Here is a 16231-nt window from a genome sequence, read left to right as displayed (position 1 = left end):
CAAAATGCAAGTAACCGCAACCGTCCAGACACAACAACGGCGGGCCGTGGCCCGCCGCTCTTCGACAGAACGCTGCTGTAGATCAGAACTTCAGCTTGAAGCCGGCGTTGACGCCGTGATCCGGGCTGCCTGACGCGAACTCGCCGACGTAATTGAGAAACACCGAAGAGTCTTCGGCAAGATCGACGTCGATGCCGGCCTTGACCACCGCCGCGTCGCGCGCAGCCGAGGCGCCCTCGACGGCGAAGCCCGAGCCGCCGGCGAGCGCCATGGACGCCTCCGGCGTGACATCGCCGAAGGCGTGACGCCAGGCGGCTTCGCCCTTGAGATGAACCGTGACTCCCTCGACGTCCACCGTGGTGGCGGCACGCAGACCGATGTTGGCGTAGGTGAGATCATAGGCGTCGTCGTCAACCGACAGCGCCGCCGCGCCGCCGTCCTCACGGAAACCGTCCGTCGACACATGCACCTGGGCAAGGCCGGCGAAGGGTTCGATCACCGCCTCGCCGAGGTCGACCCGATAGGCCGCCTCGCCGAAGATCTGCGCGGTCGCCGCCGTGTAGTCGGAGTGAGGGCTGTCGGAGAAGCTGCTGAAGGCGACGTCGCGATCGGCCTTGATGGAGCTCAGGCCGAAGCTGCCGCCGAAGCTCAGGCGCACGGCGTCGAACGCCGTCGAGCCGTAGACGCCCAGGAGGTAGCTGTCGGCGTCCGCTTCCGCCGACTGGCCATCCTCGGAGAAAGAGGACCGGCCATAGCCACCGAAGAAGCCGAGGCGCAGATCATCCGACAGCTGGCCATCGGCGCCCATCAGCAGGCCGCCGGTGCTGCGGTCGAGCGTGTCGACGCCGCTTCCCTCCATCGACCCCTTGGAGCCGAAGCCCTGGCTCCAGGCCTGATAGTCCGATGCGCCCGCCTGGCCGGCGGCGCGCACCGCGTCTTCTGCGCCGCTCAGCCGCTGCTCGACCGCGTCGCGGACAAAGCGGCTGTCCTCGGCCAGGGCACCGACGATCGATGGATAGATTTCGCCGGACACCTGACGGAAGGCCTGATCGGCGGTGGAGGCGTTGAGGCTGAGGACGGCGTCATAGAGCGCGTTGCCGCCGCCAAGGCTTTCAATGCCGCCGGCGGCCGCCTTGCGGTTTGTCGTCGTGCCGGCACTCGCAAACCCGAGGCCGTTGCGATTGACTTGGAAGCTGATGCCGGAGGCGGAGTAGGTGAGATCGGGGGAAAGGAAGGCGAAATCGGACGCGACACTGCCGAACTGGCCGGTAATGCCCAGATCGGCCGCCAGCAGTTGATAGCTGGTCATGAGGCGATAATTGCTGTTCGCGGCAATCGACAGGCGCGATCCGCTGTCGATGCTGATCGAGCCGGTGGCCTTCAGCAGATCGGCTTGGCCGTTGCTGGCGACTTCCGCCTCGTAGATCGAGCCGGCCTCGAAGGTCACGTTGCCCGTCACGTTCAGCTGGCCGATCGAGTTGCCCGGCGCCACCGTGCCGCCGGAAGCGACCAGGAGGTTGCCCACCGTGCCGTTGCCGCCCAGCGTTCCGCCATCGCGAACGGTGGTGAGCGTGGACGAGGCGATCGTGCCGTTGACGGCGAGGCGTCCCGCCTTGACCACGGTCTCACCGGTGTAGGTGTTGGTTCCGGTCAGGTCCAGCGTGCCGGCGCCGGCCTTGGTGAACGACCCGGTGCCCGAAATGACCTGGGCCATCGTCACCTTGTTGGCGGGGAGGTCCACGTCGATGGTGCCGCCACCGGCTTCGAGAACAACGGGCCGATTGAGCGCGGTCATCGCCTTGCCGGCAATCGTGAGCGTGCCGTCGTCGAGACGCAGTTCCGCCTGGGACGTGCCGAGGGCGGCATCCTCGTCGACGATGACCGTGCCGCCATTCTTGACCAGCGTCTCGCCGATGAAGCTGTGATCGTCGATGCAATAGTCCTGGATGACCTGCTGGAAGCGCGGGTCGGTGCTCTTGCAGTCGAGCAGCGTCTGCTTCTCCGCCGCCGTCAGGCCGGCCAGGATCGGCATGCCCTCATCGTCGGCGACCTGGCCGAGATAGACGTCGGTGCGCATGTTGTTGCGGGTGAGATAGAAGACCTTGCCCTTCTCCTGGAAGGTCGCGGCCTCGCTGCCCCAGACGAGGCGCGTCTGATCGGGCGTGCCGCCCGCGTCGGTGTATTTCTCCAGCGCCGGGCCGATCCACTTCATGGTGTGAGCGACGGGCTCGTGGTCGGACAGCGGGGTGGTGCCGTCGTTGGCGTAACCCACACCATCGAGAACACCGAGATACGGATCGGACGGATCGTCGGCGATGGTCCACCACTTGCCATAGGGGCGAGAGACGAGGAAGTGGTCGATCTTGACGCGGTCCCAGCTCGTCCAGGTGTTGGTCGCGTCCTCGCCGTGGGAGGGCCAGGTGGTGCTGCCGTCGCCGAGGCCGTGCGGCGCGTAGACCTCGCGCTCGCCCGGGTTCTGCAGCAGCATGAACTGCTTCTTCAGGATGTTCATGGTCTGCGGCGTGTTCGAGGCCACCGGGTAGGTCTCGTCGTTGAAGGTCAGGCCCTTGGCGGCCATATCCTTGGCGACGATGTCCTCCCACTGGCGCCAGCTCATGTCGGAGATGCTGTTGATGCCGGGATAGTCGGCCCGGTGGGCGTCAAAATAAGCCTGGATGACGTTGCGATAGTGCGCGCTGCCATTGCCATCGATGGCATGCATGCTGTCCACGTAAGCCTGGAACTCGGCCTCCCGCCCCGCCGGCGTATACTCGCTGGCAAGACTCTTCCACAGGATGGAGCTGCCGCCGTCGATGATGGTGCGCGCGTAGAGATAAGCCTGCTGCTGCGCACTGTGCAGGCCGCGCTCGGAGATGTCGCCGGCGTTGAAGTCGCCGGTGATGATCACCGGTCCCGTAACGCCCTTCGCCCAACTGTTCAGCGCCTTGGCTTCCGCGATACGGCTGTCGGCTTCGTCGGCATAATCGAGATGCACCGTGCCGACCACGGTCTTCGGCAGGCCGGTCACGCCGTCGACCGTGGTGTAGCTGATATTCCTGCCCTGAGTATTGAGGCCCGGCATCGTCTCGGAACCAAATGTGCCGGGAAGGCGCGATATGACGCCAACGTCGCCGATTTGAGTACCGACATAGGTGCCAAGCCCGGCACCGCCGAGGATACCCGGGATCTGAGCGGAATAGGTGCTGTTGCTCCGGAGCTCCTGGAAGGTCATGACATCATAGTTGCCATTGATCAGGAAATTCGAGATCTGGGTCGCATCCGGCTTGAAGCGATCGATCCAGGTGTTGAGCGTCAGAAGGCGAAGCGTTCCCGGATCCCCGGCATGAACAGGGCTCAGCGAAACGCCGAGGAACGCTGCTCCGCAGAGCAGTGCCGCCAAATGACCGCGCGAAATGCGCGCCGATACAATCCCCGCGCTAAAATGATAGTTTTTTGACATTTTACCACCCTGACGAACAATTTCTCGACCAGAACCGGGCCTCGTCCCCGTTCGCCGGTGGTTATTTCAGGGTCAAATGTAACCTTCGTGACATTTTCAGAAACAACAAATCGCGTGTCGCGGCGGCCGGATCGTCCTGGCAACCGGTGGGTGGATCAGGGTACGGAAATCAAACCGCCGGGCGGCGTCACTTCGGTGGCGGCGCGCAGGAATGGCCGATGACCAGCCTGGGCTCGGCGATGTGGCAGCGCCGCGGCCCTCCCCTCACCGCCTCGCCCCGGACGTGTTCCATCATCCACAGCGAGGCGACGCGGGCGAGGTCCTCGATCGGCTGCTCCACCGTGGTGATCCGGGGCATGACGATGCTGCTCCAGGCCACCACGTCGATGCCGGCGATGGACACGTCGTCGGGGCAGCGGAAGCCGAGGTCGGTGACCGCCTGCAGCGCACCGATCGCCATGTAGTTGTTGGCCGCCAGGATGGCGGTCGGCCGCCGGGGCGCCGACATCAGGCGGATGACGTTGTCATAGGCGAGATCGGCGCTGTAGTCGGCCACGACCTCGAACTCCGGCTCCACCGGGATGTCCGCCTTGGCCATGGCAGCGCGGAAGCCCTCCAGGCGGCGCCTTGCCACCCACATGCTTCGCTGTCCCCCGACATAGGCAATGCGGCGGTGGCCGAGCCGCGCGAGATATTCGGTCAGCATCTCCGTGCCGCGGTGGTGGTCGGAGGTGACGAAGTCGAGGGCGGTGCCGTCGACGTCCTGGTCGACCAGCACCACGGGAACGTCGATCTCGTTGAGATAGGCGGCGAACTCGGGGTCGTTGCGGAGCGGCGTCATGATGATGCCCGCCACCCGGTGCCGCTTCAGGAGGGTCAGCGTGCGCAGCTCGCGGTCCGGATCGGAGGCGAGGTTGGCGACGATCAGCATGTGCTCGTGGCCGGAGATCTGCTTGTCGATGGTACCGAACAGCCGGCCAAAGAACGGGTTGGCGGCGTCGCCCAGCACCATGCCCACCAGCTTGGACTGCCCGCGCTTCAGGTTCTGCGCCATCAGGTTCGGGGTGTAGCGCACGGCCGCCACCGCCGCGTCGATGCGAGCGCGCGTTTCCTCGCTGACCGGCCCGGTGCCGTTGAGGGCCAGCGACACGGTGGAAATGGAAACGCCGGCGTGACGGGCCACATCTCTGATCGTCGCCAACTCGCTTGTCCTTTCCGGGGCATGCCGGTCATCGAACCGTTTTTATGCACCACGCCTCCATCCATGCGGATGCGCGGTGAAATGACGATACGACGGTTCTCCCGGTACCCTGGCATAGAAATGACCGGCCGACATATCGCTGTTCGATGATAGTTCGATGCTTGTCAAGCCAAAAGGACGATTATACGATCCAATCGAAACGGTTCGATACCAAGACCCACCAGGGTTTCCGCATCAAGACGGAGTTCGTTCGTCGTTTCGGTCTAGAGGGTCAGGGAGATTATCATGCAACTCCGGTTGAATGGAGAGATGCGCCTTGTCGCCGGCGCCATCCTCGGCGCCGCGCTGCTTGCCGTTCCGGCGCGCGCCGAAGACATCGTCATCAAGATGTGGACGCTCGACAACAACGGCTACAAGGAGTTCATCGCCGAGGCCGCCGAGAGCTTCAAGGCGACCCATCCGAACGTCACCATCGAACACCAGATCTTTCCGGGCGATCCCTACAAGACGGCCCTGAAGGTGGCGCTCGTCGGCTCCGACGGGCCGGATGTGTTCTTCAACTGGTCGGGCGATCGCGCCAAGCAACTCATCAAGGACAAGCTGGCGCTCGACATCACCGACTTCGGCAACGCGCCCGGCGGCTTCGCCAAGGTGCTGCCCGAGGGCTGGCTCGACGCCTTCCGCTATGACGGCCGCCTCTACGGCGTCGCCATGGACGCCGTCTCGAAATACGTCTTCTACGACAAGGCCTATTTCGCCGAACACAAGCTCGAGATCCCCAAGACGCTCGGCGAGCTCGGCGCCCTCTGCAAGGCGGTCCGTGGGATCAATCCCGACACCATCCCCATGCCGCTCGGCAACAAGACGCGCTGGAAGGCCATCCACTGGATGACCATGCTCAACGAGCGCGCCATGGGCGTCGAAGGCACCGCCGCCGACTACGACCTGTCGCGGCCGGCCGACCAGCTCTACACCGATCCGGGCTATGCCAAGGCCTTCCAGGCCCTCGTCGACCTCCAGGACGCCGGCTGCTTCGAGGATGCGCCGAACGCCACCGAATATGCCATCGCCGACTCGATGTTCGCCACCAAGGCGTCGCCCATGGAATACTGCGGCACCTGGTGTACCTCGGGCCTCGACGCGGCGGGCTTCACCGACTACGGCTTCTTCCGCCTGCCCGTGATGGAGGGCGGCAAGGGCAGCGCCGACGCCAACTTCCTGGTGCCCGAGGGCTATCAGGTCTCCGCCAAGACCGCCCATCCCAAGGAGGCGGTGGAATGGCTGAGCTTCCTGGTCTCCGACGAGCAGGGGCTGAAGTTCGCCGAGAAGGTGCAGTTCCTGCCGTCCAACGCCAAGCTGATCGACAAGGCCGAGGGCGTGCCCCAGAGCTTCAAGGACATCGCCCGCGACGTCGGCACGCTGAAGCAAGGCGTCAACGTGCTCGATGCGCTGCTCGAGTCCACCGTCGCCGACGCCTACATGAACGCCACCGTCGAGGTGCTGAACCGCACGCTGACGCCGGAGGCGGCCGTCGGCAAGGTGCGCGAGGCGGCGCTGGCCGCCCAGGCCAAGCAGTAAGGCGCCCTCCCTTCCCCCCCCCGGGGACTGGCGCCACTCGGTCGGGACGACATGATGCAAACCGTCGTCCCGACCGCCTTCCATCCTCGTTGGCCGGCCGCCCTTCGGCGGCGACGGCCGCCAGGGAACAGCATGCCCTTGCCACCGACACCCACCATCACCGGCACGTCCAGCGCCAGACGGCCGGCGCTCACCGCCGGCTCCCTCACCGCGACGGCGATGATGGCGCCCGCCCTCATCCTGATCGGCGTCTTCATCCTGATCCCGGCCGTCGTCGCCGTGATCGGCTCCTTCTTCGACTTCTCGATGACGTCCGCCAACTGGACCTACGTGGGCGGCGACAACTACCGGCGGGCGGTCACCGACCCGCTGTTCTGGCTCGCCATCTCCAACAACGTCTTCATCGTCGTGGGATCGGTGATCTCCCAGGTCGGCGGCGGCGCCATCCTCGCCGCCATCCTCGACCGGGGCATAAGGCGCGGCAATGTCGTCTACCGCACCATCATCTTCATGCCGGTGGTGATCTCGTCGATCGCCGTCGCCTTCGTCTGGATGCTGATCCTCGATCCCAACGTCGGCCCGCTCAATGCCGTGGTGAAGGCGCTGGGCCTGCCGACGCCGCGGCTCGGCTGGCTGGGCGATCCCTCGATCTCGCTGTGGATGCTGCTGCTCATCGCCGCCTGGCAGAACGTCGGCTTCCAGATGATGCTGATCCTCGCCGGCCTGCAGGCCATCCCGAGAGAGCACTACGAGGCGGCCTCGCTCGACGGCGCGCGCGGCCTCAAGGCCTTCTGGTACATCACGCTTCCCGGCATCCGAAACGTGCTGGTGCTGGCGACGCTGATCACCGTGATCGGCGGCTTCAAGGTGTTCGACCTCGTCTTCGTCACCACCGGCGGCGGCCCGGCCAACGCCACGCAGGTCCTGGGCACCTACACCTATACCCAGGCCTTCGCCTTCGGAAACATGGGCTACGCCAACGCCATGGCCGTCGTCCTGCTGGTCACCGCCGTGCTGCTCGGCTGGCTGCAGGTCCGCCTGTCGCGCCGGGCTTGAGGGGAATGGCCATGACGCTTCGCTCCCGCACCGTCGCCATCGGCCTGCACGCCGTCGTCTCGTTGTGGACGCTGTTCGTGCTCTTGCCCGTCTTCGTGATGGTCATCTCCGCCTTCAAGAGCCAGGCCGAGCTGTTCACCCGCCCGCTCGCCCTGCCCAAACAGTTCAGCTTCGCCGCCTTCGAACGCGCCTGGGGCATCGGCATAAGCGGCTTCCTCTTCAACTCGCTCCTGGTCACCGCGCTGTCGGTGACGATCATCATCTTCGCCTCCAGCCTCGCCGCCTACATTCTAGCCCGCTCCGACCGGCCGGTGATGCGCTGGGTCTATGTCGCCATCGTCGCCGGTTTCGCCGTGCCGCTGCAAAGCGTGATGGTGCCGCTCTACCAACTGGTCTCCGGCGCCGGCCTCCTCAACTCGCGCCTTGCCATCGCCCTGCCCTACGCGGCCTACGGCATCCCCTTCACGACCATGCTGTTCTACGCCTTCTTCCTGGAGTTTCCGCGCGAGCTCGAGGAGGCGGCGCGGCTCGACGGCTGCGGTCGCCTCGAGGTGTTCTTCCGCATCGTGCTGCCGCTCTCCGGGCCGGCGATCGCCAGCGGCGCCATCTTCCAGGCCGTCTTCAACTGGAACGAGTTCATCCTCGCCCTCCTGATGCTCACCAAGTCCGACGTGCGGACGCTTCCCGTCGGCATCTACGGGCTGACCGGGCAATACAGCGCCGACTGGCCCGCCCTGATGGCCGGCCTTTCCATCGCCACCCTACCCCTCATCGTCATCTTCCTGCTGGCCCAGCGCCATTTCGTGCGCAGCCTCGCCGGCCTCGGCAAGTAGAGGTTCGCCATGTCCCATCTTGAAGTCCGCGACGTCGTCAAGCGCTACGGCCAGCTCACCGTGCTCTCGGGCGTGTCCTTTGCCGCCCAGCGGGGCGAGTTCGTCGTCATGGTCGGACCGTCGGGCTGCGGCAAGTCGACGCTGCTGCGCTCCATCGCCGGCCTCGAGGAGATTTCCTCGGGCTCGGTCAGCATTGCCGGCCACGACATCACCGCCGCCGAACCGTCCGACCGCGGCGTCGCCATGGTGTTCCAGAACTACGCGCTCTACCCGCACATGACGGTAGCCCAGAACATGGGCTTCGCCCTCAAGGTGGCGCGCCGGCCGCGGAGCGAGATCGACGCCGCCGTCACGCGCGCCGCCGAGATCCTGCGCATCACCGACCACCTCGGCAAGTATCCGAAGGCGCTGTCGGGCGGCCAGAAGCAGCGCGTCGCCATCGGCCGGGCCATCACCCGCGCGCCGGAGGTGTTCCTGTTCGACGAGCCGCTTTCGAACCTCGACGCCGCGCTGCGCTCGCAGATGCGCATCGAGCTATCCCGCCTGCACCGCGAGCTCGGCGCCACCATGCTCTACGTCACCCACGACCAGACCGAGGCCATGACCATGGCCGACCGCATCATCGTGATGAACGGCGGCAACATCGAGCAGATCGGCTCGCCGCTCGACCTCTACAACCGGCCGGCAACGCGCTTCGTGGCCGGCTTCATCGGCTCGCCGCGCATGAACTTCATCGCCGCCCGCGTCGTCCGGCTCAGCGGCCGGACGGTCGGTCTCTCGCTCGGCGAGGGAAGGCCGCTGCTCGACCTGGAGTTCGCGCCCGGCGAAACGCTGCCGGTCCTCGGCGACGCGGTGACGCTGGGCATCCGTCCGGAAGCGCTCGGCGACGGCGGCGAGATCCATCTCGCCGACGCCGAGGTGGCGGTGGTCGAGGCGCTCGGCCGCGAAACGCTGGTCTATTCCGACGCCCACACCCTTCGCACCACCGATTCCGAATCCCTCGACGGCTATTTCGCCGCGCTCGTTCCGAGCCAGTCCGACAAGCGCCCCGGCCAGCGCGTCAGCCTCCGGGCCGACCGCTCGGCCTTCGTGGTGTTCGCCGCCGACGGCGCCACGCTGCACGACGCTTCCCCCGTCCATCACGAGTGACCTCAGCCATCATGCGCTTTCGCCAAGTTCATCTCGACTTCCACACCTCCGACCTGATCGAGAGCATCGGCTCCCGCTTCGACGCGCGCGGCTTCGCCCGCGCCTTCAAGGAAGCCCACGTCGATTCCGTGACGCTCTTCGCCAAATGCCATCACGGCCTCTCCTACCACCCGACCAAGGTGGGCCGGATGCACCCCGGCCTCGGCTTCGACCTGCTGCGCGCCGAGATCGACGCGCTGCATGCCGAGGGCATCGCCGCGCCGATCTACCTTTCGGCCGCCTGGGACGAGCACGCCGCCTTCAACTATGCCGACTGGCGGATCGTCACACCGGACGGGCGCCTGCCCCAGTCGCGCAACGATCCAACCGGCTGGGCCTATCTCGATTTCTCCTCGCCCTATCTCGACTATCTCTGCAACCAGATCGACGAGGTGCTGGAGCTCTACCCCGACGGCGACGGCATCTTCATCGACATCTGCAGCCAGTTGCCGTCGATCTCGCCCTACGCCAAGGCCAAGATGGAGCGACGCGGTCTCGACTGGACGTCGGTCGATGATCGCACGCGTTTCGGCGCCGAGGCGTTGGATCACTTCTATCAGCGGGTGACCGAAACGGTGCGCGCCCGCGCGCCGGACAAGCCGCTGTTCTTCAACTCCGGTCACATCCGGCGCGGCAACCGCCAGCATATCGCCAAGTACTACAGCCACCTCGAACTGGAATCGCTGCCGACGGCCGGCTGGGGCTACGACCACTTCCCCGTCAGCGCCCGCTATGTCGATCCCCTCGGCATTCCCTTCCTCGGCATGACCGGCAAGTTCCATTTTACCTGGGGCGAGATCGGCGGCTACAAGCGGCCGGAGGCGCTCGTCTACGAATGCGGGGCCATGCTGGCCCATGGCGCCCGCTGTTCGATCGGCGACCACCTGCATCCGACCGGCTTCGTCGACGCCTCGACCATGGCCATCGTCGGCGCCGCCTACGACTGGGTGGAGAAGTGCGAGGCCTGGGCCGAGGGAAGCGTCAACCGTGCCGAGATCGGCCTCGTCTCGCTGGAAGCGGCGACCTTCGACCCCTCCAGCATCGAGGCGCCAAGCCAGAAGCAGGCGAGCGACGACGGCGCGACGCGCATTCTCCTGGAGGCGGGCCTCACCTTCGACGTGCTCGACCTCGAAAGCGAGTTCTCGCCCTACCGTCTGATCATCCTGCCCGACGCCGTGCCGATCGGCGCCGACCTCAAGCGCAAGCTGGAGGCCTACCTCGCCGCCGGCGGCCGCCTGCTGCTCACCGGCAAGAGCGGCATCAACCGCCAGGGCTTCGTCCTCGACGCCGGTGCCACCTGGGAAGGGACCTCGCCGATGGCGGGCGGCGACTACCTGCTGCCGACAGCCGACTGGCGCCCCGACGGTGTCGACGAGCCCAACTTCATGTACGCCCCCTCCGAGCGCATCAAGGTCACCGATGGTCAGTCGCTCGGCAGCGTCTACGATCCCTATTTCGACCGGACGCCGAAGCATTTTTCCGGCCACATCAACGTGCCGCGCCGGCCGGACCCCAGTGGCTTTGACGGCGGCAGCCGCAAGGGCGGCATCACCTATCTCGCCCACCCGGTGTTCCGGATCTACACCGAGGTCGGCGCCGTGCGCCTTCTGGAAATGGTGGAGCGCCTCATCATCGGCGCCCTCGGCGGCGAGACACTGGTAACAACCAGCCTGCCACGGGCCGGCCGGGTGACCGTTCGCCGGCAGCCGACGCAGAACCGCGACGTCGTCTATCTCCTGCACGCGACGCCAGCCCTGCGCGGCTATCTCTGGGATAGCAACATCCAGCCGATCCAGGACCTCGTGACGCTCCGCGACATAGCCGTCACCCTGAAGGTGGGCGGCGCCGTCGAAGCGGTGCGCCTCATCCCCGACGGACCGGCGCTCCCCTTCACGCAAGCGGCGGGACGCCTGTCCTTCACCGTGCCCGAGGTGACAGGCGTCGCCATGGTCGAAGTCGCCTACCGGCCCTGAATCGCAAAAGAAAAAGGCGGGGCCGATGTCCCGCCTTTTCACAGCAGTTCCAGCAAGAGCGGAAGCCGGTGTTGGGCCCGAACCGGGCCTTAACAAGGCTCTTGTACTCACCCAGCTTTCCGGTTGGCTTCCATATAGCGTCTGAGGACGCTGTTCATGCGGGTCTGGTATCGCTGCCCCTGGGACTTGAACCACTCGACCACGTCGGAATCCAATCGGATGGTCACGGGCGTCTTGAAGGGATCCACAAGCTTCACCTTGGCCCACTCCTCATCGGTAAGGGGCTGGCCGTCCGCCTCGGAAAGCGCGGCAGCTTCGACCTGCTCCTCCGTCATGGCATCCACGCGCGCCCAGTCGGAGTTACCCTTGAGGGGCCTCAGGGTTCCATCAGGCAAGCTCTCATAGAGAGCATCGCCCACCTTCACGATGTTCACCTGTTTAGAGCTGGCCATATCTCCTGGTCTCCCGCTTTACCCAGGGGCCGACGTTTTCAGCGCTTTTGGTTTCGTCTCACCGCGCCGAAGCATGGACGCGTACATACATTTGTCAATACAACTTGAGAGACCTTGGCACGGCCAGCGCATGTGCATGGCGACCTTCACGCAAACGAACGGCGCCCGTCGTTCACCGTTCCGAGCTAACAGACGTTGCCATGGTCGAGGTTGCTTATCGGTCGCAATCCGTCGGGCCGTCACCGCCCGTCAGGCGATGGCGACGGCTGCTTGTTGCAGGCTTTCGGTGGCGGTGTGGATCGTCCCTACCGAACGGCTGATCTCGCCGAGCGAGAGGGCGATGCTTTCGACGCCTCGTGCCGCCGTCTGCATGTTGCCCGACATGTCCTGCGTCACCGCCGCCTGTTCCTCGACGGCGGTGGCGATCGACGACGACACGCCGTTGATGCGGGTGATGGTCGAGGATATGCCGGCGATGGTCGACACCGCCTCGGTGGTGATCGACTGCACGCCGGCGATCTCTGCCGCGATCTCGTCGGTCGCCCTGGAGGTCTGGGCGGCGAGCTGCTTGACCTCCGAGGCAACGACCGCGAAGCCCTTGCCCGCTTCGCCCGCACGGGCGGCTTCAATGGTGGCGTTGAGCGCCAGGAGATTGGTCTGGCCGGCGATGGTGTTGATCAGCTCCACCACCTGATCGATCTTCTGAGCGGCCGTGGCGAGGCCCGACACCACCTTGGTGGCCGTCTCCGCCTGTTGCACGGCGTCTTCGGACACCGACAAGGCCACGCTCACCTGACGGCTGATCTCGGCGACGGATGCCGCCAGTTCCTCGGTGCCCGCCGCCACCGCCTGCACGTTGGACGCCGTGGCGCCGGCGATGCTGTTGGCACCTGCTGCCTCCTCGTTGGCGCGCGCCACCATGCCTGCGACTTCGTGGACCTCGCGAGTGATGTCGGCCTGCGCCGCCTGACGGGCCTTGCGGCGCTTGACCGCCTGGGTGATGTCGGTGGCGAACTTGGTCACCTTGATGAGACGACCGGCCATGTCGAAGATCGGGTTGTAGGTCGCCTGGATGTAGACGTCGCTGCCGTCCTTGCCGACCCGGCGGAACTCGTCGGACTTGAACTGGCCGGCCCTGAGGTCGTCCCAGAAGGCCTTGTAATCATGCGTGTTGCGCTCTTCGGCCGCAACGAACATCGAATGATGCTTGCCGACGACTTCCTCGCGCCGATAGCCCAGGGCCTTCAGGAAGTTGTCGTTGGCGTCGATCACCGTTCCGTCCGGGTTGAAGGAGATCACCGCCTGCGCGCGGTTGATGGCGGCGATCTGGCCGCGGACGTCGGCGCCCTCCAGCTTGCGGGCGGTGACGTCGGTGGCGAACTTGACGACGCGCACCACCTTGCCCGACCGGTTCAGAACCGGGTTGTAGGTGGCCTGGATCCAGACCTCGCGGCCGCCCTTGCCGATGCGCTTGAACTCGGCCGACTGATACTGCCCGGACGCGAGGTCCCGCCAAAACTTGGCGTAGGCCTCCGATTTGACCTCTGCCGGATCCACGAACAGCGAGTGATGCTTGCCGACGATCTCGGAGAGCTCGTAGCCGAGAACCTTCAGGAAGTTGGCGTTGGCCGTGATGACCTTCCCATCCGGCTCGAATTCGATCACGGCCTGGGAGCGGCCGAGCGCAGCAAGAACGGCGTCAGATTGAGAGGAAAACAGCCCCATTTAGTTGTACCCCTACTCACCATTCAATTCCGATGACATATTCTCATCGGAATTTCTTCGGTTCGACTTTTCACTGGGACCAAGACTACAGGGAGTAGGTTAATCGGAGATTCACGTAGTAACCACGTTGACACTAATTATTTCGTCGTTACTTGAGTTCGCCTTGACGGGCATTTCCCGCGATGGTGGAAAGGATTGGTAAAGCACGCGGGCCTCAGGCACTGGCCTGATTTGACCCGACTCCATCCCTTCGGATCGGAGTCCACATCGTGATGTCTCGTTCGCGGGCGAGGATGCGCTTCAGCGAGGCGTGCCACTCTCTCCGGTAAGGGCGAGCCAGCTGGACTTCAAGCACGTCCTCATGGCTCTGCCAGGTTTCGTAGAGCATAAACCGGAACGGCGAACCTGGATCCTCGTGCAGTATGGCCTCATGGAACATCGGCTCGGCGCGCATGGCATCGAGGACGCCGGTCAACAGCTCGAGGAACTCCTCTCGCCGCTCGGGTACAACGTCGAACTTTACGCAGTAGGTGACGGGCACTCTCGTATCCTCCAGATACACTCGTTGATGCCAAGATGTGCCCGAGAATTACCAATCAGAACCGCGCCAAGTCTATTACCTGTCAGGTAGTTGTCTTCGGCCGGAATCACCACACCGTAGCAACCGGTTTTGCGCCCGGAACGGCGCCTTGACAGGGAGAGGGAGCTTTCCCGGCTGAGCTGATTTCACGGAGAAGCTCTAGCGGGCGTCCTGCCGCCGGTCGGGATAGGCGCCCAGCCGCTCGGAAATCTCCCGGCAGGCGCGCACCAGCGCGTCGATATAGGCGTCGCGGTTGCGCAGCCCGTCTTCCTTGGGCGCCACGAGGCAGAGCGTGGCGATGCAGGCGCCGTCGGCCTGATGGATGGGGGCGGCGAAGCAGTGGGTGTAGGTGTCGACCTGGCTGTTGAAGGTGAAATAGCCGTCGCGTCCGGCCTGCCGCGCCTCGGCGATGAAGGCGGCCGGGTCGAGGCGCCGGCCGTCCGGCATGACGAAGTCGTCGGCCGGGATCAGGTCGACGATCTCCTGGTCGGAGAGATGGGAGACCAGCAGCCGGCCGGACGCCGTCCAGGGAATGGGCACCAGTTCGCCGATGCTCGAGGAGATGCGGAAGGGCCGCGCGCTCTCGCGCATCATGGCGACGGTATACTTGTTGCCTTCGAGAAGGCACATCTGCGCCGTCTCGCGCGTTTCCTCGGCGAGATGGGCCAGCGCCCGGTCGCATTCGCGCATGAAGTCGAACTGCTCGGCATAGGCCGCGCCGAGGAAATAGAGCCGCCGCCCCAGGAAAACGCGGCCGTCGCCGCCCTGATAGTCGAGCATGCCGTGCCGGAGCAGCAGGTTGACGAGCTCGTAGACCGACGAGCGCGGCGCGCCGATCTCCGAGGCGATCTCGTTGGGGCGCATCGGCTGGCGCCGGACGCGCAGGAACTCGAGGATGTCGAAGGCACGATCAAGCCCGCGCGCTCGCCTTGACGTCATGTCTTCGACAGTGTCTGGCATCTTCCCTCTCGTACCGGACGGCCCGGCCTCCTGTAGCCTTCACTTGCGGTCGGCGCGATAGGCGACGCACTCGACCTCCACCTTGCAGTCGACCATCATCCTCGACTGCACGCAAGCGCGGGCCGGCGGATTGGCCCCGAAATACTCGGCGTAGACGCCGTTGAAGCTCCAGAAGTCGCGCGGGTCGTCGAGCCACACGCCGACGCGCACCACGTCGTCGAGCCCGTAGCCGGCCTCCTTCAGGATGGCGATCAGGTTATCGATCGCCTTGCGGCTCTCGGCGACGATGCCCCCCTTGACGATCTCGCCGCCCTCCATCGCCACCTGTCCGGACACGTAGAGCCAGCCGTCGGCCTCGACGGCGCGGGCGAAGGGAAGCGGCTGTCCGCCCGCACCGGTTCCGCCGGTGCCGTAACGCTTGATGGTCATCACATCACTCTCTTTTTTCAGTTGAAACTGGAGGTCTTGAGGAAGTCCGCGAGCCGCTCCGTCTTGGGCGCGACGAACATCTCCCGGGGGTTGCCGTCCTCGCCGATGACGCCCTGGTTCATGAAGATCACCCTTGACGCCACCTCATAGGCAAAGCGCATCTCATGGGTGACCAGCAGCATGGTCATGCCGTCGGCGGCGAGGCCCTTGATCACCTGCAGCACTTCGCCGACCAGTTCCGGGTCGAGCGCCGAGGTCACCTCGTCGAACAGCATCAGGCGCGGGTTCATGGCGATCGCGCGGGCGATGGCGACGCGCTGCTGCTGGCCGCCCGACAGCTGGCCGGGAAAGTGGCCGGCCCGGTCGCCGAGGCCGACGCGGTCGAGCCACTTCAGCGCGATGGCGCGGGCCTCGTCCTTCGGCAGGCGCTTCACCTTGAGAAGGCCGAGCATGACGTTGGCTTCCGCCGTCATGTGCGGGAAGAGGTTGAACTGCTGGAAAGCCATGCCGGTCAGCGCCCGCTGCCGGGCGATATCCTTCTCGCTCTTGCGCCGGCGCATCGAGCCCTCGGCGTGGTAGCCGATCTCCTCACCGTCGAGACGGATGGTGCCGCCCTCGAAGTCCTCCAGCATGTTGATGCAGCGCAGAAGCGTGGTCTTGCCCGAGCCGGACGAGCCGATGATGGCGATCACCTCGCCTTCGTGGACGGCGCAGTCGATGCCCTTCAGCACCTCCAGGGAGCCGTAGGTCTTCCGCAATCCCTCGATTTCGAGAATGGTCTTGGACATGGATCGAA

At 65.4% G+C, this 16231-nt stretch carries 13 protein-coding genes; 5 read left to right on the top strand and 8 right to left on the bottom strand.

The window, feature by feature from the left end; genetic code table 11:
* Nucleotides 1-82: 82 nt before the first annotated feature.
* Entirely contained in the window at nucleotides 83-3400 is a 3318-nt protein-coding gene (locus CXZ10_RS07705; RefSeq protein WP_244617228.1) for an autotransporter domain-containing protein, read from the bottom strand.
* Nucleotides 3401-3647: 247 nt separating this feature from the next.
* On the bottom strand, nucleotides 3648-4661 hold the full coding sequence (locus CXZ10_RS07700; RefSeq protein WP_101288573.1) for a LacI family DNA-binding transcriptional regulator: 1014 nt from the start codon (nucleotides 4659-4661) through the stop codon (nucleotides 3648-3650).
* 285 nt (nucleotides 4662-4946) lie between these two features.
* On the opposite strand from CXZ10_RS07700, the gene CXZ10_RS07695 reads away from it, so the two are divergent.
* From CXZ10_RS07695 to CXZ10_RS07675, 5 genes are all read left to right on the top strand, one after another.
* Nucleotides 4947-6239 (top strand): ABC transporter substrate-binding protein, encoded by a 1293-nt coding sequence (locus tag CXZ10_RS07695; protein ID WP_101288572.1) that lies wholly within the window; start codon nucleotides 4947-4949, stop codon nucleotides 6237-6239.
* A 132-nt stretch (nucleotides 6240-6371) separates the two neighbouring features.
* Nucleotides 6372-7295, top strand: a complete 924-nt coding sequence (locus CXZ10_RS07690) for a carbohydrate ABC transporter permease (RefSeq protein WP_210199876.1) — start codon at nucleotides 6372-6374, stop codon at nucleotides 7293-7295.
* Between the two features lie 11 nt (nucleotides 7296-7306).
* Nucleotides 7307-8128, top strand: coding sequence for a carbohydrate ABC transporter permease (locus CXZ10_RS07685; RefSeq protein ID WP_180335910.1), 822 nt, complete (start codon nucleotides 7307-7309; stop codon nucleotides 8126-8128).
* 9 nt (nucleotides 8129-8137) lie between these two features.
* Complete coding sequence (locus CXZ10_RS07680; protein ID WP_101288570.1) at nucleotides 8138-9277, top strand: ABC transporter ATP-binding protein; 1140 nt, start codon at nucleotides 8138-8140, stop codon at nucleotides 9275-9277.
* An 11-nt stretch (nucleotides 9278-9288) separates the two neighbouring features.
* On the top strand, nucleotides 9289-11289 hold the full coding sequence (locus tag CXZ10_RS07675; protein WP_101288569.1) for a beta-galactosidase trimerization domain-containing protein: 2001 nt from the start codon (nucleotides 9289-9291) through the stop codon (nucleotides 11287-11289).
* A gap of 107 nt (nucleotides 11290-11396) precedes the next feature.
* Here the strand turns inward: CXZ10_RS07675 and CXZ10_RS07670 are convergent, their stop codons facing one another.
* The 6 genes from CXZ10_RS07670 to CXZ10_RS07645 all read right to left on the bottom strand — a co-directional run bounded on the left by CXZ10_RS07670 (nucleotide 11397) and on the right by CXZ10_RS07645 (nucleotide 16223).
* Nucleotides 11397-11741 carry a BrnA antitoxin family protein gene (locus CXZ10_RS07670; protein ID WP_101288568.1) on the bottom strand — a complete coding sequence of 115 codons (345 nt, stop codon included), beginning with the start codon at nucleotides 11739-11741 and terminating at the stop codon, nucleotides 11397-11399.
* A gap of 249 nt (nucleotides 11742-11990) precedes the next feature.
* Nucleotides 11991-13466, bottom strand: coding sequence for a methyl-accepting chemotaxis protein (locus CXZ10_RS07665; protein ID WP_101288567.1), 1476 nt, complete (start codon nucleotides 13464-13466; stop codon nucleotides 11991-11993).
* A 214-nt stretch (nucleotides 13467-13680) separates the two neighbouring features.
* A complete protein-coding gene (locus tag CXZ10_RS07660) occupies nucleotides 13681-14007 on the bottom strand; it encodes a putative quinol monooxygenase (RefSeq protein WP_101288566.1) in 327 nt (108 codons plus the stop codon).
* A 198-nt stretch (nucleotides 14008-14205) separates the two neighbouring features.
* Nucleotides 14206-15006 (bottom strand): IclR family transcriptional regulator, encoded by an 801-nt coding sequence (locus CXZ10_RS07655; RefSeq protein WP_101288565.1) that lies wholly within the window; start codon nucleotides 15004-15006, stop codon nucleotides 14206-14208.
* Between the two features lie 39 nt (nucleotides 15007-15045).
* Nucleotides 15046-15435 carry a RidA family protein gene (locus tag CXZ10_RS07650; protein ID WP_101288564.1) on the bottom strand — a complete coding sequence of 130 codons (390 nt, stop codon included), beginning with the start codon at nucleotides 15433-15435 and terminating at the stop codon, nucleotides 15046-15048.
* 17 nt (nucleotides 15436-15452) lie between these two features.
* Nucleotides 15453-16223, bottom strand: a complete 771-nt coding sequence (locus CXZ10_RS07645; RefSeq protein ID WP_101288563.1) for an amino acid ABC transporter ATP-binding protein — start codon at nucleotides 16221-16223, stop codon at nucleotides 15453-15455.
* Nucleotides 16224-16231 lie beyond the last annotated feature (8 nt).

The organism is Pleomorphomonas diazotrophica (assembly GCF_002844595.1).
Lineage (GTDB): Bacteria > Pseudomonadota > Alphaproteobacteria > Rhizobiales > Pleomorphomonadaceae > Pleomorphomonas > Pleomorphomonas diazotrophica.
This window is presented reverse-complemented; position numbering and strand designations above follow the sequence as displayed.

Excerpts from the sequence above, each read along its gene's own strand:
- CXZ10_RS07695 (WP_101288572.1), top strand. The coding sequence starts at position 4,947 with ATGCAACTCCGGTTGAATGGAGAGATGCGCCTTGTCGCCGGCGCCATC.
- CXZ10_RS07690 (WP_210199876.1), top strand. The coding sequence starts at position 6,372 with ATGCCCTTGCCACCGACACCCACCATCACCGGCACGTCCAGCGCCAGA.
- CXZ10_RS07685 (WP_180335910.1), top strand. The coding sequence starts at position 7,307 with ATGACGCTTCGCTCCCGCACCGTCGCCATCGGCCTGCACGCCGTCGTC.
- CXZ10_RS07680 (WP_101288570.1), top strand. The coding sequence starts at position 8,138 with ATGTCCCATCTTGAAGTCCGCGACGTCGTCAAGCGCTACGGCCAGCTC.
- CXZ10_RS07675 (WP_101288569.1), top strand. The coding sequence starts at position 9,289 with ATGCGCTTTCGCCAAGTTCATCTCGACTTCCACACCTCCGACCTGATC.
- CXZ10_RS07670 (WP_101288568.1), bottom strand. The coding sequence starts at position 11,741 with ATGGCCAGCTCTAAACAGGTGAACATCGTGAAGGTGGGCGATGCTCTC.
- CXZ10_RS07665 (WP_101288567.1), bottom strand. The coding sequence starts at position 13,466 with ATGGGGCTGTTTTCCTCTCAATCTGACGCCGTTCTTGCTGCGCTCGGC.
- CXZ10_RS07655 (WP_101288565.1), bottom strand. The coding sequence starts at position 15,006 with ATGCCAGACACTGTCGAAGACATGACGTCAAGGCGAGCGCGCGGGCTT.
- CXZ10_RS07650 (WP_101288564.1), bottom strand. The coding sequence starts at position 15,435 with ATGACCATCAAGCGTTACGGCACCGGCGGAACCGGTGCGGGCGGACAG.
- CXZ10_RS07645 (WP_101288563.1), bottom strand. The coding sequence starts at position 16,223 with ATGTCCAAGACCATTCTCGAAATCGAGGGATTGCGGAAGACCTACGGC.